The following is an 18,196-nucleotide window of genomic DNA, read 5'->3' as shown; positions in this document are numbered from 1 at the left end:
GTCATTGAGTTTTATGCTCCGCCTCCTCTGCCCTGGGAGAACCATGTCCCGCACTCCACGAGCCACTCGCTGGCTGGTGCCCCTCGTCCTCCTGATCGTCTGGCTCGCCGTGGGAGGCACACTGGGCCCCTACGCCGGACGGCTCGGCGAGGTCGCCACCAATGACCAGGCGGCGTTCCTGCCCCGCAACGCCGAGTCGACCCGCGTGATCGAGGCGCGGCGCGCGTTCAAGGAAGACGAGACCCTGCCGGCGATCGTCGTCTGGACCGCAGACGGCAACGGAACTCTGAATGCCGCGCAGCAAAGCCAGGCCACCCGCGTGCTGGCCGCTCTGAAGGGCACGCCCGGAGTGGTCGGTCAGGTGTCGCCTGCGATTCCCTCACGCGATGAAAAGGCGTTGGAAGGTGTCGTCCAGCTACGCCCCGACCTCGGTGACGAGCTGACACCTACACTCGACCGCATCTCCGGGCAGGCATCCCGTGTCACCGGCGCCACCGCTGTCCTCGCCGGATCCGCCGCAAGCCAGGCGGACCTCTCCGACGCCTTCGCCGGGATCGACGGACTGCTCCTGGGAGTCGCCCTGATCACGGTCCTGGTGATTCTTTTGTTGGTCTACCGCAGCGTCCTGCTTCCCTTCGTGATCATTATCAGCGCGGTGTTCGCCCTGGGTGTCGCCTGCGCCGTCGTCTACGTCCTCGCAGACCACGACGTCGTCCGAGTCGACGGCCAGGTGCAGGGCATCCTGTCGATCCTGGTGATCGGCGCGGCCACCGACTACGCCCTGCTCCTCACCGCCCGCTATCGCGAAGAACTCGCCGGTGATCACGGCCGGTTCGCCGCGATGCGCTCCGCGCTGCGCCAGTCCACCGGCGCGATCGTCGCCAGCGCCGCCACGGTCGCCCTCGGCCTGCTCGCCCTGTTGCTGAGCGACCTCACCAACAACCGAGCCCTCGGCCCCGTCGGTGCCATCGGCATCGCCTGCGCCGTACTGAGCACCCTCACCTTCCTGCCGGCCGCCCTGGTGCTGCTCGGCAACGCCGCCTACTGGCCCGCCCGTCCGCGCCCGACGGAGGCCGCCGGCGGCGGACACGGAGTGTGGCGGCGCATCGCGCATGTCGTGGAAAAGGCGCCGCGCAGGATCTGGGCCATCGCGCTGGGCGGCCTCCTGGTGTGCGCCGCCTTTGCTCCCACCCTGAGTTCCAAGGGAGTTCCGCTCGACCAGATCTTCGTCAACGACGCGCCGTCGGTCCAGGCGCAGGCCACCCTCGCCGAGCATTTCCCCGGCGGCTCCGGAAACCCGGCCGTAGTGATCGCCGGCGCCCAGCACGAGAAGCAGATCATCGCGCGGGCCAAGGCGACCGACGGTGTTGCCGACGCAACTCCCCTGACCGGGCAGGGACGTCCGGGCAGCGGCCCGACCCGGGTCGTGGACGGAAGGATCCGCGTCGACGTCACGCTGAAGGACGCCGCCGACAGCGACGCCGCCAAGGCCACGGTTTCCCGGATGCGCTCCGCGCTGCACCAGGTCGACGGCGCTGACGCTCTGGTCGGCGGCTACACCGCCCAGCAGTACGACACCCAGAAGACCGCGGAACGCGATCGCACGCTGATCGTTCCCGTCGTCCTGGCCATCATCCTGGTCATTCTCGTCGCACTGCTGCGCTCCGTCCTGCTGCCCCTGATCCTGGTCGCCACGGTGGGCCTCAACTTTGCGGCCACACTGGGGATCTCCTCGCTCGTGTTCCGGCACGTCTTCGGGTTCTCGGGCACCGACGCCTCCGTGCCGTTGTACGGGTTTGTGTTCCTGGTCGCGCTGGGCGTGGACTACAACATCTTCCTGATGTCCCGAGCCCGGGAAGAGTCACTGGAACACGGCGTTCGTGAGGGCATTCTCAAGGCTCTGGTCGCCACCGGCGGAGTGATCACCTCGGCCGGAGTCGTGCTGGCCGCGACGTTCGCCGCACTTGGCGTCATCCCGCTGGCCTTCCTCGTGCAGATCGCCTTCATCGTCGCCCTTGGCGTGCTTCTCGACACGCTGGTGGTGAGGTCGCTGCTCGTTCCCGCACTGGTCCGGGACATCGGACCGAAGGCGTGGTGGCCCGGTCGCCTGAGCCGCCGGGCGGACTGACCCGACCGTGCCTGCCGACGGCCGCCTCCGCCGGCAGGCACGAAGCGTACCGCCGTGCACAAGCGCGAGTCGTTGAGGAAGAAGTGACACACGATCGTCGTCGTCGCGACCGCTGCACCAGGCTGCCTGAGACGACTCAGGAGGAATTACGCCTCGCGATCGCCGCATTGAGCGCCGTCGCGAAGGCGCACCACCCGGCGTAGGGGAGCAGGGCGCGAGCCCCCGCGGTGTCGACCCGCGCCGTGCGCCGGATGAGCTCGATGTTGCTCAGGTCGAGCAGCAGGGTCCCCACCAGGCCCGCCCGAGGGCTGCGACGGCCGAAGAACAGCCAGCTCCACGCTGCGTTGAGTATCAAGTTCGCGCCCAACGAGGCGGCCAGCGCGCCGCGACGCTCGCCTTCGGTACGTGTCAGGGCATGACCTCCGGCCCAGGCGATCGAGACATAGAGCGGTGTCCACACCGCACCGAACGCCCATGCCGGAGGCTGCCAGGACGGCTTGCTCAGGCGCCGGTACCAGTTGCTGTCCGGATCCACTGCCGCAGAGCCTGCCGCAGCGGCAGCCGTCACCGCGACAGCGCCGGCCAAGTAGGGCACCCGGCTGTGCTGGGGAGCCTGCCGTTCTCTCATCAGCCTCATGGTCGGCCCCTTGCCGGCCACGGGCCACCTGAGAGGAGTGATGGTGCGCCGCCTACGGGGCGCTGCTGCCGATGCTTGCGTGAACGCTTGCGCACCGGAGCCGGACCTGAGGCGGGTGTCTTTTTTGCGCTGAATGCAACCGTGGGGCGCTCTTCCTCAGAAGAGATGTCGGGGGGGCACAAGGCGGAACAAGCGAGCAGAGAGGTGCCCGCATCATGGAGCTCAAGGACGAACTTCCCCTCGACCACAAGCTGGCGCAGGTGTACCGCTGGGGTGCCGCGTTCTGCGGCGTGGTTCTGCTGGTCTTCGGCTGCCTCGGCCTCGCCGACCAGCTGAGCCCCTTCGACACGAGCGGCAGCCACATCGCGGGCATGAGCACGAACGGAGTCCTCAGCCTCATTTCCGTGGTCGTCGGACTCGCCCTCGTTGCGGGAAGCGTCATCGGGGGCAACGTCGCCTCGACGCTCAACATGGCCGTCGGCACCCTGTTCCTGATCAGTGGGTTCGTGCACCTGTTCATCCTGGACAAGGCCGCGAATGTGCTCGATTTCGGCCTGAGCAACGTCATCTTCAGTTTTGTGATGGGACTGGTCATCCTGACGTTCGGCATGTACGGGCGTGTATCCAGCCGTCTGCCGCACGACAACCCCTACTGGCGCAGGCGCCATCCCCGGGAAGCGGCGGCAGAGGCTGCCGCACATCGCGCCCTGCAAGCGGGCAGGCCCACGGCCATCGCCCAGAGCGTGGCCGCCGAGGCCCTCGGCACCGAGGCTCAGTAGAACCCCTTCCGCGTGGGCCGTCCCCGGCGGCCCACGCCCTGGGGTGATCCCTGTCGGCTCATGCCACGGCACGGCACGGCACGGCACGGCCCGCGCTCCGCAGCGCATGCCGCATCCGCGACGGGCACACGCCAGGAACGAGCCGACAGAGACAGCAGGGCGACCTGAGAGGGCGCCTCGTTTCGGGGGAGCATCCGTGGAGGTGGCTCATGGTCCGGACAGGCGGACAGAACGATGTGGTGGTCGTCGGAGCGGGGATTGCGGGGCTCGCATGCGCGGCTGATCTTCAGGCAGCCGGTCTCCGGGTCCAGGTGCTCGAGGCCTCGGATGGCGTGGGCGGCCGGATGCGGTCCGATCGGGTCGACGGATTCGTGATCGACCGCGGCTTTCAGGTCTTCAACACCGCCTATCCCCAGGTCCGGCGCCGACTGCGCCTGCGCGACCTGCGGTTGCGGCCCTTCACCCCCGGCATGCAGGTCCACACAGGCACCGGGAAGATCGCGCTCTACGATCCGATGCGCCGTCCCGATGTTCTGGGCGGACTGTGCCGCCCATCGGTGGTGTCTGCCCGCGACGTCGTAGCGCTCGGGTCGATGTCGGTCCGCGACATGCTGCTTCCCGCGTCGATGCTCAAGCGCAGAGGAGAGCGAACCACGCTTTCCGCTCTGCGCCGGGCCGGTTTCTCCGAGGCATTCATCGAGGATGTGCTCAGGCCGTTCGTGTCCGGCATTTTCCTCGAGGACGGGTTGGAGACGTCCAGCCGCGTCTTCCACCTGGTGTGGCGCAGCATGCTGCGTGGAACCTTGTGTCTGCCGACCGACGGCATCGAAGCGGTGCCACGCATGCTCGCGGACCGCCTGAGCGAGGCAACGGTGCGCCTCGAGACGCCCGTCGCGCAGCTGACGGACCGCGGTGTGCTGACGGCGGCGGGCACCTCCGTCTCCGCCAGGGCGGTGGTGGTTGCGGCGGGGCCGCAAACTGCGGCTGCACTGCTGCCGCACATGGATGTGCCCGATTATCGAAGCGTGACGACGTACTACCACTCCATGGCGCCGTCACCGCTGAACGAGCCCGTGTTGCTGGTGGATGCGCGGCGACGCTTCCTGAACACCTGTGTGATCAGCGAAGTCGTGCCTTCCTACGCGCCGGCACATCGCGCCCTGGTGGCCACTTCGGTGCTCGGCGCTGAAGCCCCCGGACGCGAAGCGACAGTGCGCCAGGCCCTGTCCGATGTGTACGGCACGGACACAAGTGCCTGGGAGCTGGTGGCCGTGCGCAGCATTACGCATGCCCTGCCGGTGATGGCGCCACCACACTCCTTGAGTCGCTCTTCACGCGTCGGCGGCGGCCGCTATGTGTGCGGCGATCACCGCACCACTGGATCGGTCCAGGGAGCGATGGCCTCGGGAGCGCGGGCGGCCCGTGAAGTGGTGCGGGACCTGGCCTCACCGGCCGCGGGTGCCGGTCAGCACGCGTCGGTGGCGACAAGGCGCTGACGCAAGCGGTTCAGACCGCGCCTGGAGTGGCTCTTGACGGTGCCCAGAGGCCAACCCGTGACCTCGGCGATCCGGGTGTGCGTGAGGTCGTCGTAGAAGGCCAGTTGCAGGACGCGCCGCTGCGGTGCGGGCAGCAGCGTCAGTTCGTGCTTGACCAGGACCTGGTCAAGGACCTGGCGTGCCATGTTGTCGCAAGTGGGGGCCGCCAGGCTCAGCGACGTCTTCGCCGCCGAGGCCAGGGCGGCCCTGCGGGTCCGCGCGGTCAGGGCGTCTGCAATCTTGCGACGCGTGATGCCCACGACCCATCCGGCGAAGGCGCCGCGCTGCGGGTTGTACCCCTCGCGCCCGCGCCACACCGCCAGGAAGACCTGCTGCGTGACGTCCTCGGCCTCACGGGAGTCGCCCAGCGAGCGGTAGGCCAGGGTGTGGACCAGGATGCTCCAGCGGCGGTAGGCAGCCTCGAGGAACGCTTCCTCCCCGCGCTGCAGCCCTGCCGCGACTTCCTCGTCGGCCAGCGATTCTTCGATGGGGGCCCACAGGTCTTGCTCGTGCAGGTCATGCTCGTGCGTCTGCGGGGTGCTCTGAGCGCGCATGGGGCGGGCCCTTCCGTCGCCGAACAAGTGATCTTCACTCTCGCGAGTTCGAGGACATCGAGCGAGTCGCATCGAAAGTGCATCGATTGAAGACGGTCGGCATGCGTCTACAGGTGCCTGCGGATCGCCTCCCAGACGTGGGCGGGTGGCTGCACCGACTCCGTCGCCGCTGCGCGGCCGGCCCGCAAGACGCGCAGGAACGAGTCCAGGGCTGAGCGGCATGCCGGGCAGTCCCGCAGGTGGCGTTCTGTCGGCGTGGGCGTCTCATCGCCCAGGGCGATGAGCGCAAGGTCTCTGGGGGAGGGGTGACGGATCTGAGACGCGGCTGACATCGGTCACCTCTGGAGGCAGGGGATTGCGGGGTGCGGTGGATCTGCGGGACGGAAAGGCGGTGTCACCGGGGGTTCAGGTTGCCGGGGCGTGTCAGATGCAGCCGCCGTCATCTGTCCTGTCAGGCCGCCTATCAACCACGACGCATCGATTACGCGTCGATATGCTGGAGTCATGGCTTCCGACGGCAGTAGTCCCAAACCGTCCCTCCGAGGCTCGGAGCCCCCTGGCGCCTCCATCACGTCAGGAGCGCTGGCCCGTCGGCTGGGTATTTCGCCAACGACCTTGCGGTCGTGGGACCAGCGCTACAGTCTCGGGCCCGCCCGGCGCCGGCGCGGCCACCACCGCCGCTGGTCTCCGCAGGACGTCGCCATGGTCGAGGACATGTGCAGCCTGACGGCCTCCGGGGTCTCGCCGGCCGAAGCAGCACGCAGCGCGAAAGAGCGGCGGGCTCATTCCGCGCCACAAGGACAGGGAGGAACGCGGCCCGTTCCGGCCGGTTCTGCCACGGCAGCAGGCACCTCTGGCAAAGCGGGCAGCCGCGGCTCATCCGGCCTGCCGTTCGGCGCGGTGCGCGCCGAGTGCCGTGGCCTTGCCCGGGCCGCCCTTCGCCTCGAATCCGTCGCGATTCAGGAGCAGTTGAACGCCTTCGTCCAGGAGCACGGAGTGGTCGCGGCATGGGAAGAACTCATGATGCCGACCCTGCATGCCGTCGGCCGTAAATGGGAGTCCTCCGGCGACCGCTACGTCGAGGTCGAGCACCTCTTGTCCTGGCACGTGTCCACCGCCCTGCGCAACGCACAGCTGCTTCTGGGGCCCGGCGAGACGCGCAAGGGCAGCTCCCCGGTGCTGTTGGCCTGTGTCCCCGGCGAACAGCACACCTTGCCGCTCGAAGCCGTCCACGCCGCCCTGCTGCAGCGCGGGCGGCCCGTGCGCATGCTCGGTGCCGCCGTCCCCGCCGAGGCACTGATTGCGGCGGTCCTGCGTACGGGGCCGGCAGCTGTCGTGCTCTGGTCGCAGACCCGTTCTCTGGCCAGCGCCCCGCTTGCTGTCCATCTCCTGGGAATGGGGTGGGGAGTCAATGGTGCACGGCAACAGGCTGCTCTCGTGCTGGCCGGACCCGGCTGGAGAGGGGCCAGGATCGAGGGAGCGGTTCAGCCCCAAGGGCTGCGCGAGGCCATCGCCCTCCTGGCGCCGGAGTCCTCGGTTTCATCCGAGTAGTTGCCTGCACGCACGCGTGCCGGCTGCCGCGGCAGCGCACTGTGTGCCAGCCGGGAAAGCGCCCCCAGCTCACACCCGTGCAGCTGCCAGTGCCCCGTCAGGGCGCCTTCGGGCGGCGGCCGTAAACGAGCAGGCCTGACCGCCTGCTGCCGGAGCAGTCTGACGAGCGTTGGTCACCAACCCCAGATGCGTGCCAGGAAGTAGCCGGCCACCAGCACTGATCCGAGCGCGATGAGGGACACCCACAAGTAGGGGTGTTCCCAGATGCCACCGTCGGCCCGTTCTTGATGTGCTTCAGCGATCGACCCTTCCGCCGGCGGCGTTTCTGTCGGCGGGACGAGTGGGTGAGTCATGCTTCAACGGTCCCTCGCACCCTGCCGGATCGCACCTCGAACGGGTTCGGGCTCGCAGTGGAACTGATCGAAGTCCCAAGGGAGGGCCGGTCACACGTGGTTCATGCCGCACAGGAGTCGTGCGGCTGCCGAGAGTCACGCCGGCAGCCGTGTGTCAGCAGCCGGCGTGTGGACCAGCACAGTCGATGCCTGTGAACAGGACGCCTGTGCCGCCCCGGCCCGGCACGCTGCCGAGCAGCCAGGCGCCGGAGCGGCGGCCTGGCTCGCCCAGCGCGGCGCAAAGGTACCGACCGTACTGGTCCATCACTCCATGCGCGGCCGCGCGCTGCGGCGCGGGATCGTGCTTTCGCGTCGGCTCAGACCTGCGGAGATGCCTCCGTCCCGTACCAATGGGCGAGGGTGCGCGGCATCCCGGTGCCGCCGCGGGCGTCGGGCCGGACCGCGAGGAGCTGGTCCACTCCCATGCGGCGCGCCTCGAAGGCGAGACCACCGCCCACGAGGTAGAGCCGCCAGACCCGTGCAGTCGGCTCCCCGACGAGGTCGACGAAGTCGTTCCAACGCTTTTCCAGGGTGTGGTGCCAGGCGGCGATGGTGCGCACGTAGTGCTCACGCATCGACTCCACAGAACACACCTCAAGCCCCGCACCCTCCAGCAGCTCGACGGTCTGACCGAGGGGGCGCATATGCATGTCGGGCGCGATGTACGTCTCGATGAAGGCTCCTCCACCCGGCGCCCGTACACCTCGGGACATCTGCTGGACCAGCAGCCGACCTTGCGGCCTGAGAACGCGGTGCAGCAGCGCCGCGAAGCCGGCGTACTCCTCGTCGCCGACGTGCTCTCCCATCTCGATGGAGGTGACCGCCTCGTACTGACCGCCTTCGATATCGCGGTAGTGACGCAACTGGACGTCGACCAGGTCGTCGAGGCCACGCTCGCGCACGCGGGCGAGGACGGCGTCGCGCTGTTCGCGGGCGAGGGTCACGGCCGTCACCTGGACCTTGTGGTGTTCGGCCGCGTACAGGGCGAGTGCACCCCAACCGCAGCCGATGTCGAGCAGCCGCGCTCCTGGCCGCAGCCGCAGCTTGCGGCAGATCAGTTCCAGCTTGTCGCGCTGCGCTTCGCCCAGGCCGTATTCGGAGTCCTCACGTGCCCAGTAGGCGCAGGAGTACGCCATCGACGGATCGAGCAGCAGCTCGTAGAACTCGTTGGACAAGTCGTAGTGGTGGCTGATGGCCGCGCGGTCGCGACTGGTGGTGTGGCGAGCACCCCGCAACCGCGCGCGCCCCGCGGGGGCGGGTGGCCGGGGGCCGAGGGCCCCGAGCCGGGCGGCTGTGAGAGCGGCAGCGGCAATCTGCGCCGCCCCCGGCCTGGGGGCGGCGGCCTGCGGGCTCTGCCACAGGGTGCGCAGTCCGTCACCGAGGTCCCCCTCGATGTCCAGATCGCCCGCGATGTAGGCCTCGGCCAAGCCGAGCTCTCCCGGTTGCCAGAGCAGCCGACGCAGCGCGCGGCGTGATCGGATGACGACGACGGGGGCTCCGTGCGGACCGCTCTCGGTGCCATCCCAGGCGCGCAGGCGTACGGGCATAGGGCCGCCTATGACGTCCTCCAGGAGCGTGGTGAGCCGCTGTGCTGTCGTGATCATTCGTGAGCTCCGTTCCCGGCTGTCCCAGCGGCGCTGGGCACCAGTACCGTCGGGGCGACAAAAGTGGACATGCGGACCAATCTCTTTCGGCGGCTGCTCCGTATCACCAGTGAGCCGGGTCCGCCGTCGTACTCGGGAGTGAGGGCCCGCGGCGCGGCGACCCGACTCCGCATGGGCACCGACGTGCGCAGACGCGGAGTCGGGGAGGTCACCTCAATTCCCGTCGGGCACAAGGCGGCGGCGGAGGGCGACCATCCGCGGTCGGCCCTTCGCCCCCACGCGCGCTACTTCTTCGGCATCAGAACCGTGTCGATGATGTTGACGTTCGCGTTGGCCGTCTTGACGTTGCCGCAGACCACACTGGCGGAGTCGTTGACCTTGTAGGACTCACCGGAGCCGGCGGTCGTCAGCTTGGACTTCTCCAGCGTCGTGTACGAGCCGTTCTCCAGGTCCTCGGGCGCGAGCTTCTGCCCCACGACGTGGTACGTGAGGATCTTGGTGAGCGTGGCCTTGTCGTTGAGGACCTTGTCCAGGTCGGCCTTCGGGATCTTCGCGAAGGCGTCGTTGGTCGGCGCGAACACGGTGATGTTCTGGGCGTTGTTCAGGGTGTCGACCAGTCCTGCCTTCTTGACCGCGGTCACGAGGGTGGACAGGGCGGGGTTGTGGGACGCGGCGGTCGCGACCGGGTCCTTGGCCATGCCGTCGAAGGAGCCCGCGCCGCTCTTGGGCACGGAGGCACAGGCCGGGCCGAACGGCTCGCCCTTGCTGCCCATGTCGCCCGAACCGCTGTCGCCGCCATTGTCGGTGGCCTTGTCGGACGCCGCGGACGACTTCGTGTCGGAGGCCGCCTTGTCCTTGCCGTCGTCGTTCGAGCAGGCGGTGAGCGCCAGCGGCAGCATGGCCGCCGCGGCGAGAACGAGGGCTCCACGACGGGTTCGGCGGGTGACGGTGCTCATTTTTACTCCTTGAAAATGGGGTGAGGATGCTGAGTTCAGGTCGTGAGGTCGAGGTAGTAGCGCGATGGTCAGTCCACGGTGACCACCACCGAATGCCAGCCGCTGGCCCCGTCAGGGATGGTGCGGGTCCGCTCCTGCGTCTGGGTCCGGCCCGTGTGGTCGGTGGCCCGGGCGGTCACGGTGTGACCGCCGGACGCGGCCTCCCACGGGAACGACCACTGACGCCAGGTGTCCGTGGTGTCCTCGGCGGCCAGGTCCGCCCGCCGCCAGGGCCCGTCGTCGACGCGGACCTCGACCTTGTCGATCCCGCGGTGCTGGGCCCAGGCCACTCCGGCGACCATGATCGTGCCGGCCTTTGGGCGTGCGAACGGCTTAGGGGTGTCGATCCGGGACTGTGTCTTGATCGGCGCCCTGCGCGCCCAGTGCCGCCTCACCCAGTACGGGTCGTAGTCGTCGAAGGTGGTGAGTTCGATGTCCTGGATCCACTTGCAGGCGGACACGAACCCGTACAGGCCGGGCACCACCATGCGCACCGGGAAACCGTGGGCGAAGGGCAGTGGCTCGCCGTTCATCCCGAGGGCGAGCATCGAGTCGCGGCCGTCCATGACGTCCTCGACCGGGCTGCCGATGGTCATCCCGTCGACGGAACGCGCGACCAGCTGATGGGCGGGCCCGCCCTTCGACGGCGGCCTGACCCCGCACTGGCGCAGGAGGTCGGCCAGGCGCACGCCGATCCACCGCGCGTTGCCGACATACGGGCCGCCGACCTCGTTCGAGACGCAGGCGAGCGTGATGTTCCGTTCGATCAGCGGCATGCGCAGCAGCTGCGAACGACACGTTCGCCTCGCGGGTGACACCCTTGCCGTGGATCCGCAGCCGCCATGAATTCGCGTCCACCTTGGGCACCACCAGCGCGGTGTCGACCCGGTAGAAGTCCTGACTGGGCGTCATGAACGGACTGACGTCCTTGATCCGCAGCGCGGCCCTCTTGGGTACAGGTGCGGCGGCCGAGACCGGGGCGGGCAGCGTGATCCGGCGGCGGGACGCGACGGCGTTCTGCCCTTGCGAACCGTTCAGGGAGCGGCCCACCAGGCCGATCCCCGTCGACGCGGCCGCAGCCGCCGTCGCCGCGACGACGAACCCCCGCCGGTCCCAGTCAGCTGCACCGGGGTGGTCCGCACCTCCGCCTTCAGGAGTCGTCACGCCCTCCTCGACGGCCGGCGCGTCGACGGAAGCCGACGGTCGGCCGGACTGCAGGCGCCCGACGAGGTGATGAAGGAGCAGAGCTCCCACCACGGCACCCGCCACCGACGGCAGGGCGTCGGCGACGCTCGTGGAGTCCGGTCGGCTCGTCGCGGCAAACCCCCCGACCAAGCCGAACATCAGGACTCCTGCAGCGCCGATACGCCGGTACCTGGCCGCCAGCGCCCCGAGAACGAGGGCGAGAAGGGTGAGGACGCCAAGGATGCCCAGCTGCAGGACGAGCTTGTCGTTGGTCCCGAAATGGCGGATCGCCCAGTCCTTCACCCCGGCGGGCGTGCGGTCGATCGCCGCCCCGCCCACCGCGACGACGGGACTCGACTCAGGACGTACCGCCGCAGACACGAGCTCGGCCGTCGCCAGCGCGGTGTAACCCGCCAGGAGGCCACTCAACGCGCCGAGCCCGACAAGTCGCCACACCCCGCGGCGCCTTGGTGTCTTCGCTTCTTTGCTCACACCGGCCATTCGAGGCGATGGCCCCGGCGGATTGGTCTCCCGCTCATTTGAGGGGAACTTTCTTTTCGACCAATCCAAGGGCCCCGCGGATCCGAATGTCTGGTCCACCCTCACCGAAGGAAGCAGCCCAAGAGGGGACAAGCAGACCAATCCGGATAGCCGGTGCGCTACGTATTACTAGTGCCACGGGAGGTGATGGCGAGATGACCGACGAAGAGTTCGACGAACTGATCGCTCAGGCCCGTCGGGAGATCCGGCGACAGCACATTGCCCCGCCCCCTCCACCGGACAAGCGGGACAACAGCTATGCCATGAGGGCGCGCCACGCCGAGTCCGGAGCCTGCGCCCACTGAACGCGGCACAGAGGCCGCGCGTCGTTGATCTCTACGGGAAGCAGTCGCCGGAACGGCCGATCAGCCGGGCCGATGCCACGGAGAACCGGACGAGGGACACACCAGCGCGCCCCTCACGGACGCAGGCTCTCCGTCTCCGTCCGCCAGTTCCCATCTGCGCGAGACAGATCCATGTCCCGCGTCTTTCAAGAACCCTTCGCTGCTCGTCGCGGCCGGTGCAGCCGTCCTCGGCGATGCCGGCACGGCGTCGGCCGACAGCGGCGCCGACCCCGTCGTCGCCCACTCGCCCGGCGATCGGCGGCCATGGGGTCACCTGCGGCACGGGTGCGCCGAGGCCGGTGCACATGGTCACACGCGAGGGCACGGCGCGAAGGCCACGGTGTTCATTGGATCTCCGGCATGCTGCTGGGCCGAACTTCGGTGTGTGCCATCAGTTGTACGGTCGTGTGGTCGCCGTCTTGGCACTCGGCCCACTCCCAGTAGTGGCAACCGGGTCCGGGGCCGGTCTGGACGTAGCCCAGGTCTGCGAGCACCTTTCCGCGTGCGCTCAGGGTGGGGGGTTCGGTGCCGGGCAGGTTCATCGAGGGCCACTCATCGGCCGGGACCCCGTACAGGACCACGGCGATCTCCCAGCTTGCGTCGTCCGGCGAACGGGTCAGCTGGGCGCGGGTGAAGTGGCCCTGGGCGGTCGGGTCCGTCTGGGGCCCCGGCAGTTTGGGCCGCGGGTCAAGGGCGTCTGCCGTGGCGTCGTCGGGATTGTCGAGCGGAGCAGGGAATTCGGAAGTCACGAGTTCTCCTCACAGCAGGTTCATGGTCGCGTGCCTGGAGTCTCCGCCGATGGGGCACGGTGGCGCGATGTGTGGATCGTCGACCAGCGGGAGCGGTCCCGTTCGCGGGCGAAGTCTCGAACGTGCGGGCGGGCCGGTTCTCAGGCGAACAGTTCGCCGCCCTGTGCCGCCTGGCCAAGTGCCGGACGGGGGCTCAGCAGGCAGGATCCGAGATCGTGGGATCGGTGCTCAGCGGGGGAGCGTGGCATGGATCGATTTACCGCCGCCGGGCTGGGGGTGGACGGTGAGCGTTCGGGCCAGGCGGCGGATCATGGGCCAGCCGATACCCCCCGCGCAACCCGACAGGTCGGGACTGCGGTCCTGGGGATGCGCGGGGCTGGGATCGTCGACGGCGACGTGGATGTGCCGCCGGTCGGCGCTCAGATGAAGTGCCGTCACGGTGCCTGCGTGGCGCCTGGCGTTGGTGACGAGTTCTGAGACCAGCAGGAGCAGGTCCTGGGCGGTCGGCGTCGGTGGGGCGGGGTGGAGGCAGGCGAGGAAACCGCTCGCCGCGTCACGGGCGTCGGCCGCTTTCTGCGGCCGGCTGAGGGCCTCGGCCGGGTAGGCCTGGGGTTCTTCGGCCGTTGGCGGGTGCTGCATGGGCTTCACCCCTCGGGAGGACTTCGGTGCGGCTGTCGTTACAGAGCGCATCTACCCCGCGGGAGCGCGATGAAAATGGCGCGTCTTCCGGTGGGTGGTTCCGAGCCGTCGTCGGCGGTCGTGTGTGGGGGTGAATGTGCAGGTAGGCGGTTTGTGAAGGCTTCTGGCGGCGTGTTCAGCCCGGGTCCAGGTAGAACTCGCGTGGCCTACAGGAGAGCGAAACTGTTGTATGACGGTCTGTTACCTGGGTACGGAGAAGGCTGAGCGGGGCCATTCCGCGGCGGGCAGTCGAGGACATCAACGTCGCAGTCGGCCTCGCGACCCTGCCAGTGGCGAGTATCGGCGAGAGAAGGGAACCACCTCATGCAGAGCGTCTGGGCCTACCCGGCAGGCATCGGCTATCAGGGACAGGGGCAGTCGGCGTTGACGGGTTTCACCCTCACGGCGCCCGACGGGATCGTCGGCCAGGTGGAACGTCAGGTGGATGAGCCCGGCATGCAGCACCTGGTCGTCGATACCGGTGTGTGGGTGTTCGGCAAAAGCGTCCTGATCCCGGCCGGCATCGTTGTCGCCATCGACATGGCTGCCCAGACCGTGACGGTCACTCACACCAGGGACGAGATCAAGGCGGCGCCCCGCTTCACGCTCGACAGCCAGACCACCGACGCGGCCTATCTCACCGAAGTGGGCAACTACTACGCCACGTTGGAGCGGTCAGCACTCCTGTGATGCACGCGGCGGCGCGAGCATGTGCCGGCGCCCCAATACGGCTCAAGCCTCTCCAGGCGCCCGGGTCACGGACGTCCTCGGAATTGAGGGCTGATCGCCTCAGCAAGAGGCTCCACCACTACGGGCGCGTCTCGCAACCTTTGGCGGAAACGAACGGCGGCAGGTGGGTGCATCGCACGGCGGCCGAACAGCCTGGTGGTCCTGGTCCTGGTCCTGGGCCGTATTCGGCTGTTTGGCCAACGAAGCGAGGTGCCGTGCCGGGCGTCGCGCGCATCGGAGGTCTTCGACCTGTGATGATGGAGCGTTCGGTGAAGGTGATTGACGAGGAGCTCCAGGTCGCGGGGCCGATGTTTCGCCGCCGTGTGACGCTCGTGGGAACACGCTGTAGGTGATGTGGTGAACTGGTTGACCTCGCTGCCGGCGGTGGTACTGGTTGTGGGCTGGCTCTTCCTAGCCTTATTGGTCGCGGTCGTGGCACGGGTCGGCGTCCGGGCCCTCGTGCCGGTCGGGGAACAGGACCGGGTGCCGCAGATCGCCACGCCCCTGATGCCTACACTCGGCGCTGCCTTCGCGATCTTTGCGGCACTCACACTGGCCAGCGAGGCCAGTTACCTGCGCGCAGCAGAGGGGTTGGTGAGCGACGAGGCGGCCGCAGCCTCCCGCCTGGGGTGGGCGGCGACAAGTCCGCGAGTCCAGTCGGAGCCGATCCATGCAGCACTGCTGGACTACCTGCAGACCGCGCGTGCCAGAGAATGGGAGGGTGCGGCAGCGGCGTCCGGTGACGACCCGGCCACCGCTCGCGCGATCGCACGACTGGAGCGGAGCGTGCGCGCCGAGGCGGCCCGGCCCGAGCTGGGAACCCCGGCGAGCACGGAGCTGCTGGTGTCCCTGGACAGCGTCACCAGTAGTCGTCGCGCCCGCATCGCGGCCGCCTCGCGCGACGTTCCCGCGCTCTACGTCGTCACGCTTGTGGTCAGCGGACTGGCCTTGATCGTGAACGCCGGCGCACTGATCTTCCGCAGCAGCCTGCGAACGTCACTGCTCGTCGTGGGCGTTGCGAGTGTGGTCGGGCTCAGCCTGGCATTGCTCTTCGCACTCAGCGCGCCCTGGAATGGACCGTTCATCGTGAGTGGGCACCCACTCGACGCCGTCATCGGTGACCTGAAGTCCGGCTTCTTCGGCCGCGGGCCGTAGCCGATGGGCGCGATCAATACGCCGAGCGGGTTCCCCGAACGGGCATGAGAGTAGGGCTCTTTGCCCGGAGTGCTGACGTTAGCGATCGCCAATTGGGGGCAGAAGGTCCGTTGCTGCTAGATCATCCCTTTCTCGACGGGGGTTCGGACATGAGCCAGGAGCCATGGGAGATGGGGGACTGCCGGTCTGACGAAGGCCATCGAGCGGTGCCCTCTCAGATCACGGCGACTCAAGCACGTCATGCCACGCGCGAATTCTTCTGCGGCCTTGTTCCCGCTCCCTCTCAGGAGAGGGTCGAGAGCGCCATTGTCGTGGTCTCTGAACTCGTCGCGAACGCGTTCCGGCATGCAGGAGGCGTCACCGGACTTCATCTGGTTGCGGACCGAGACGTCGTGGAGATCGCCGTGCGCGACCCCAGCCCGGCGTTCCCGCGTGAACGTCCCCCTGACCTCGACGGTTGCGCGGGCGGGTTCGGCTGGCCCCTGATTCGGATGCTCGCGCGCACCGTCACCGTCAGTCCGTCCCACAACGGCGGCAAGGTCATCAGCGCTGTCATCGATCGCTGACGTCCGGCCCGGCACCGCAGTCAGGCCCACTCCTCGACACCACCCCAATGGCCGCACATGATCCGGGTGAGGTCGGGCAGCCGTCGGCGATGGGAAAGATGGGCAACGTCGAAAGAGTGATGGAGAAGTGGGCCGCGGACCTGGTGGACCGGGTCTTCCGGCCCAAGCGGGAGAGCGTGGAGGTCGTGTCGACACTCCGGCGCGAATGCGACGACAACATCATGATTCTGGGACGGGGACGCACCCTCGTTCCCAACGCGTTCACAGTCGCCCTCCCTCAGGAGAGTCATCGTGAACTCGGCTCGCACGTACACCGGTTGGGGCCGGTGCTGGCCGCGAAGGTGCGAGATCACGCTGCCGCGCACAGCTACGTCTTCGCCGGACCGGTGACGGTCACACTGGAGCCCGACCCGACGGTGGACACAGGGGGATACCGCATCCAGAGCTCGATCGCTCCGGCCCGGACAGGCCCCCGCTGACCACCGGGATGAACACGGTCGGGGCACCTGCCGACCTGTGCGTGAGTCAAAACTCCTGCTGCAGGACGCATGGTGACGTCATGTCCGGGCAGGTGGTGGTCTCGAACCGATCCGGGAGTGTGGTCATGACAGTCGAGTCGCAGGCGAGGGACGCGGAGGGCACGCAGCACGCCCAGGCGTGGGCATCGGCACAGCCGGAAACACAGGCCGACGTTGGCGAGCTCCCCTGGATCGAGGATGCCGGAAAGGTCGCTCCGCAGGACGCGAGGAAACTGTCGAAGCTGTTCTTCGACCAGCTTCAACTCCTGGAAGAGGGCACCCGCGAGCATCAGTACGCCCGGAACACACTCATCGAGATGAACCTGTCGCTCGTACGGTTCGCCGGGCGCCGGTTCATGAACCGTGGCGACAGTGACATGGAGGACATCGTCCAGGTCGGAACCATCGGTCTGATCAAGGCGATCGACCGGTTCGACCTGTCCCGCGAGGTCGAGTTCTCCACCTTCGCCATTCCTTACGTCGTCGGTGAGATCAAGCGGTACTTCCGCGACACGACCTGGGCGGTCCACGTGCCCCGGCGGCTCCAGGAGCTGCGGGTCGACATCGCCAAGGCCAAGGAAGAACTCGCGGTCGTCCTAGACCGTGACCCCACGGTCAAGGAACTCGCCGAGCACATGGAACTGAGCGAGGACGAGGTCATCGAGGGCGTCGTCGCCGCGAACGGCTATACCGCCGGCTCTCTGGACATGCCCGCCGATGCCGGCGAGGCGGGACAGGCCCAGGTTCAGGGCCGTACGGTGGCCGACTTGATCGGAGAGCCCGACCCCGGCATGGAGACCGTCGAGGACCTGCACTGCCTGAATCCTCTTCTGGGCCGTCTCAGCGACCGAGAGCGCCGCATCATCGAGATGCGGTTCGGGCAGGAGATGACCCAGAGCCAGATCGGCGAGGTGCTCGGCGTCTCCCAGATGCAGGTCTCCCGCCTGCTGAGCCGCACACTCGCCAAACTGCGGACCGGCATGCTCGCCGACGAGTGATCCTCGCAACCCGGCCCGGTCGGTTCGCACGCGTCGCGCACTGTTCGAGGTTGCGCCGTCAGCGCCGAGCCGGCCGGCCTCGGCTGGTCCCGATGCCGGATGAGGCCCAGAACCGACAGGCCCCAGAAGGGCGTCAGCCGCCCGCGCCGGCGTTGAAGACCTCGCCCTCACGCAGCATCCGGAAGCGCAATGCGGACCAGGTTGCGCCCACAGCGATCTGGGCGATCGGACGCATCCCGTACTCGGCCAGGATCCGCCAGAGAGAGTCCCGGTTGATGTCCGCCTTGTTTCTCTTCGGATAGACGACCCAGAAGTTGACCGGGCCGGTCAGTCCGTCGCGGTGCTCGTCGAGCAGCCTGCGCAGCGCGGCCTCGTGCGCTGCGATCAACAGCCCGGTCGTCGCCGTGCTCAAGCCGTCCGCCACATCGACGTACGCCGGCAGCACCCCGATCAGTGGCAGATGATCTTCCGGGGCGGCCCAGACGCTGGTGCCGGGCTTGATGAGCAGTTTCTGGGCGACGGTCTTCGTCGGAGCAGCCATGTAGATTCCTTTCGGGAC

The 18,196-nt window shown here is 68.4% G+C and carries 18 protein-coding genes and 1 pseudogene; 10 read left to right on the top strand and 9 right to left on the bottom strand.

Going from position 1 to position 18,196, the window contains the following annotated elements; all coding sequences use genetic code 11:
- Nucleotides 1-43 precede the first annotated feature (43 nt).
- Entirely contained in the window at nucleotides 44-2,128 is a 2,085-nt protein-coding gene (locus OHO83_RS01745; RefSeq protein WP_330278497.1) for an MMPL family transporter, read from the top strand.
- 136 nt (nucleotides 2,129-2,264) lie between these two features.
- Here the strand turns inward: OHO83_RS01745 and OHO83_RS01740 are convergent, their stop codons facing one another.
- Entirely contained in the window at nucleotides 2,265-2,765 is a 501-nt protein-coding gene (locus OHO83_RS01740) for a TspO/MBR family protein (protein WP_266679630.1), read from the bottom strand.
- Between the two features lie 215 nt (nucleotides 2,766-2,980).
- Here OHO83_RS01740 and OHO83_RS01735 point away from each other — a divergent pair, with 215 nt between their 5' ends.
- A complete protein-coding gene (locus OHO83_RS01735; RefSeq protein ID WP_266679632.1) occupies nucleotides 2,981-3,544 on the top strand; it encodes a DUF4383 domain-containing protein in 564 nt (187 codons plus the stop codon).
- Between the two features lie 209 nt (nucleotides 3,545-3,753).
- The gene (locus OHO83_RS01730; RefSeq protein WP_266679634.1) at nucleotides 3,754-5,040 is read left to right on the top strand and encodes an NAD(P)/FAD-dependent oxidoreductase; all 1,287 of its coding nucleotides are present in this window, start codon (nucleotides 3,754-3,756) and stop codon (nucleotides 5,038-5,040) included.
- Here the strand turns inward: OHO83_RS01730 and OHO83_RS01725 are convergent.
- Nucleotides 5,010-5,633, bottom strand: coding sequence for a sigma-70 family RNA polymerase sigma factor (locus tag OHO83_RS01725; RefSeq protein WP_266679636.1), 624 nt, complete (start codon nucleotides 5,631-5,633; stop codon nucleotides 5,010-5,012). The genes OHO83_RS01730 and OHO83_RS01725 overlap by 31 nt on opposite strands.
- Nucleotides 5,634-6,137: 504 nt before the next feature.
- On the opposite strand from OHO83_RS01725, the gene OHO83_RS01720 reads away from it, so the two are divergent.
- Entirely contained in the window at nucleotides 6,138-7,184 is a 1,047-nt protein-coding gene (locus OHO83_RS01720) for a MerR family transcriptional regulator (protein WP_266679638.1), read from the top strand.
- 173 nt (nucleotides 7,185-7,357) lie between these two features.
- Here the strand turns inward: OHO83_RS01720 and OHO83_RS01715 are convergent, their stop codons facing one another.
- From OHO83_RS01715 to OHO83_RS01700, 4 genes and pseudogenes are all read right to left on the bottom strand, one after another.
- Nucleotides 7,358-7,537, bottom strand: coding sequence for a DUF6480 family protein (locus OHO83_RS01715; protein ID WP_266679640.1), 180 nt, complete (start codon nucleotides 7,535-7,537; stop codon nucleotides 7,358-7,360).
- A 356-nt stretch (nucleotides 7,538-7,893) separates the two neighbouring features.
- Nucleotides 7,894-9,180: an SAM-dependent methyltransferase gene (locus tag OHO83_RS01710; protein WP_266679642.1), complete on the bottom strand. Its 1,287-nt coding sequence runs from the start codon at nucleotides 9,178-9,180 to the stop codon at nucleotides 7,894-7,896.
- Between the two features lie 284 nt (nucleotides 9,181-9,464).
- A complete protein-coding gene (locus OHO83_RS01705) occupies nucleotides 9,465-10,136 on the bottom strand; it encodes a fasciclin domain-containing protein (protein ID WP_330278496.1) in 672 nt (223 codons plus the stop codon).
- A gap of 68 nt (nucleotides 10,137-10,204) precedes the next feature.
- Nucleotides 10,205-11,861: pseudogene (locus tag OHO83_RS01700) on the bottom strand (molybdopterin-dependent oxidoreductase).
- Nucleotides 11,862-12,055: 194 nt separating this feature from the next.
- Between OHO83_RS01700 and OHO83_RS01695 the strand changes: the two are divergent.
- Nucleotides 12,056-12,205 (top strand): hypothetical protein, encoded by a 150-nt coding sequence (locus OHO83_RS01695; protein ID WP_330278495.1) that lies wholly within the window; start codon nucleotides 12,056-12,058, stop codon nucleotides 12,203-12,205.
- A gap of 383 nt (nucleotides 12,206-12,588) precedes the next feature.
- Here the strand turns inward: OHO83_RS01695 and OHO83_RS01690 are convergent, their stop codons facing one another.
- Both OHO83_RS01690 and OHO83_RS01685 read right to left on the bottom strand, forming a co-directional pair.
- Nucleotides 12,589-12,993, bottom strand: a complete 405-nt coding sequence (locus OHO83_RS01690) for a DUF6303 family protein (RefSeq protein WP_330278494.1) — start codon at nucleotides 12,991-12,993, stop codon at nucleotides 12,589-12,591.
- Between the two features lie 228 nt (nucleotides 12,994-13,221).
- Nucleotides 13,222-13,632, bottom strand: coding sequence for an ATP-binding protein (locus OHO83_RS01685; RefSeq protein ID WP_266679652.1), 411 nt, complete (start codon nucleotides 13,630-13,632; stop codon nucleotides 13,222-13,224).
- 363 nt (nucleotides 13,633-13,995) lie between these two features.
- Between OHO83_RS01685 and OHO83_RS01680 the strand changes: the two genes are divergently transcribed.
- The 5 genes from OHO83_RS01680 to OHO83_RS01660 all read left to right on the top strand — a co-directional run bounded on the left by OHO83_RS01680 (nucleotide 13,996) and on the right by OHO83_RS01660 (nucleotide 17,637).
- Nucleotides 13,996-14,361 (top strand): PRC-barrel domain containing protein, encoded by a 366-nt coding sequence (locus tag OHO83_RS01680; RefSeq protein WP_266679654.1) that lies wholly within the window; start codon nucleotides 13,996-13,998, stop codon nucleotides 14,359-14,361.
- Nucleotides 14,362-14,757: 396 nt separating this feature from the next.
- Entirely contained in the window at nucleotides 14,758-15,555 is a 798-nt protein-coding gene (locus tag OHO83_RS01675; RefSeq protein WP_266679656.1) for a bestrophin-like domain, read from the top strand.
- Nucleotides 15,556-15,704: 149 nt separating this feature from the next.
- Complete coding sequence (locus OHO83_RS01670) at nucleotides 15,705-16,121, top strand: ATP-binding protein (RefSeq protein WP_266679657.1); 417 nt, start codon at nucleotides 15,705-15,707, stop codon at nucleotides 16,119-16,121.
- 47 nt (nucleotides 16,122-16,168) lie between these two features.
- Nucleotides 16,169-16,600, top strand: coding sequence for a DUF3662 domain-containing protein (locus OHO83_RS01665; RefSeq protein ID WP_266679658.1), 432 nt, complete (start codon nucleotides 16,169-16,171; stop codon nucleotides 16,598-16,600).
- Between the two features lie 125 nt (nucleotides 16,601-16,725).
- Complete coding sequence (locus tag OHO83_RS01660) at nucleotides 16,726-17,637, top strand: RNA polymerase sigma factor SigF (RefSeq protein ID WP_266679659.1); 912 nt, start codon at nucleotides 16,726-16,728, stop codon at nucleotides 17,635-17,637.
- Nucleotides 17,638-17,770: 133 nt separating this feature from the next.
- Here the strand turns inward: OHO83_RS01660 and OHO83_RS01655 are convergent, their stop codons facing one another.
- Nucleotides 17,771-18,178, bottom strand: a complete 408-nt coding sequence (locus OHO83_RS01655) for a hypothetical protein (protein WP_266679661.1) — start codon at nucleotides 18,176-18,178, stop codon at nucleotides 17,771-17,773.
- Nucleotides 18,179-18,196 lie beyond the last annotated feature (18 nt).

The organism is Streptomyces sp. NBC_00569 (genome assembly GCF_036345255.1).
Lineage (GTDB): Bacteria > Actinomycetota > Actinomycetes > Streptomycetales > Streptomycetaceae > Streptomyces.
Note: the sequence above shows the minus strand (reverse complement) of the source record. Positions and strands in the feature narration are given on the sequence as shown.

Coding starts and splice junctions, on each gene's coding strand:
- OHO83_RS01730 (WP_266679634.1), top strand. CDS start 3,754: ATGGTCCGGACAGGCGGACAGAACGATGTGGTGGTCGTCGGAGCGGGG.
- OHO83_RS01655 (WP_266679661.1), bottom strand. CDS start 18,178: ATGGCTGCTCCGACGAAGACCGTCGCCCAGAAACTGCTCATCAAGCCC.
- OHO83_RS01740 (WP_266679630.1), bottom strand. CDS start 2,765: ATGAGGCTGATGAGAGAACGGCAGGCTCCCCAGCACAGCCGGGTGCCC.
- OHO83_RS01680 (WP_266679654.1), top strand. CDS start 13,996: ATGCAGAGCGTCTGGGCCTACCCGGCAGGCATCGGCTATCAGGGACAG.
- OHO83_RS01715 (WP_266679640.1), bottom strand. CDS start 7,537: ATGACTCACCCACTCGTCCCGCCGACAGAAACGCCGCCGGCGGAAGGG.
- OHO83_RS01660 (WP_266679659.1), top strand. CDS start 16,726: ATGACAGTCGAGTCGCAGGCGAGGGACGCGGAGGGCACGCAGCACGCC.
- OHO83_RS01735 (WP_266679632.1), top strand. CDS start 2,981: ATGGAGCTCAAGGACGAACTTCCCCTCGACCACAAGCTGGCGCAGGTG.
- OHO83_RS01725 (WP_266679636.1), bottom strand. CDS start 5,633: ATGCGCGCTCAGAGCACCCCGCAGACGCACGAGCATGACCTGCACGAG.
- OHO83_RS01670 (WP_266679657.1), top strand. CDS start 15,705: ATGAGCCAGGAGCCATGGGAGATGGGGGACTGCCGGTCTGACGAAGGC.
- OHO83_RS01665 (WP_266679658.1), top strand. CDS start 16,169: ATGGCCGCACATGATCCGGGTGAGGTCGGGCAGCCGTCGGCGATGGGA.
- OHO83_RS01705 (WP_330278496.1), bottom strand. CDS start 10,136: ATGAGCACCGTCACCCGCCGAACCCGTCGTGGAGCCCTCGTTCTCGCC.
- OHO83_RS01720 (WP_266679638.1), top strand. CDS start 6,138: ATGGCTTCCGACGGCAGTAGTCCCAAACCGTCCCTCCGAGGCTCGGAG.
- OHO83_RS01685 (WP_266679652.1), bottom strand. CDS start 13,632: ATGCAGCACCCGCCAACGGCCGAAGAACCCCAGGCCTACCCGGCCGAG.
- OHO83_RS01745 (WP_330278497.1), top strand. CDS start 44: ATGTCCCGCACTCCACGAGCCACTCGCTGGCTGGTGCCCCTCGTCCTC.
- OHO83_RS01710 (WP_266679642.1), bottom strand. CDS start 9,180: ATGATCACGACAGCACAGCGGCTCACCACGCTCCTGGAGGACGTCATA.
- OHO83_RS01695 (WP_330278495.1), top strand. CDS start 12,056: ATGACCGACGAAGAGTTCGACGAACTGATCGCTCAGGCCCGTCGGGAG.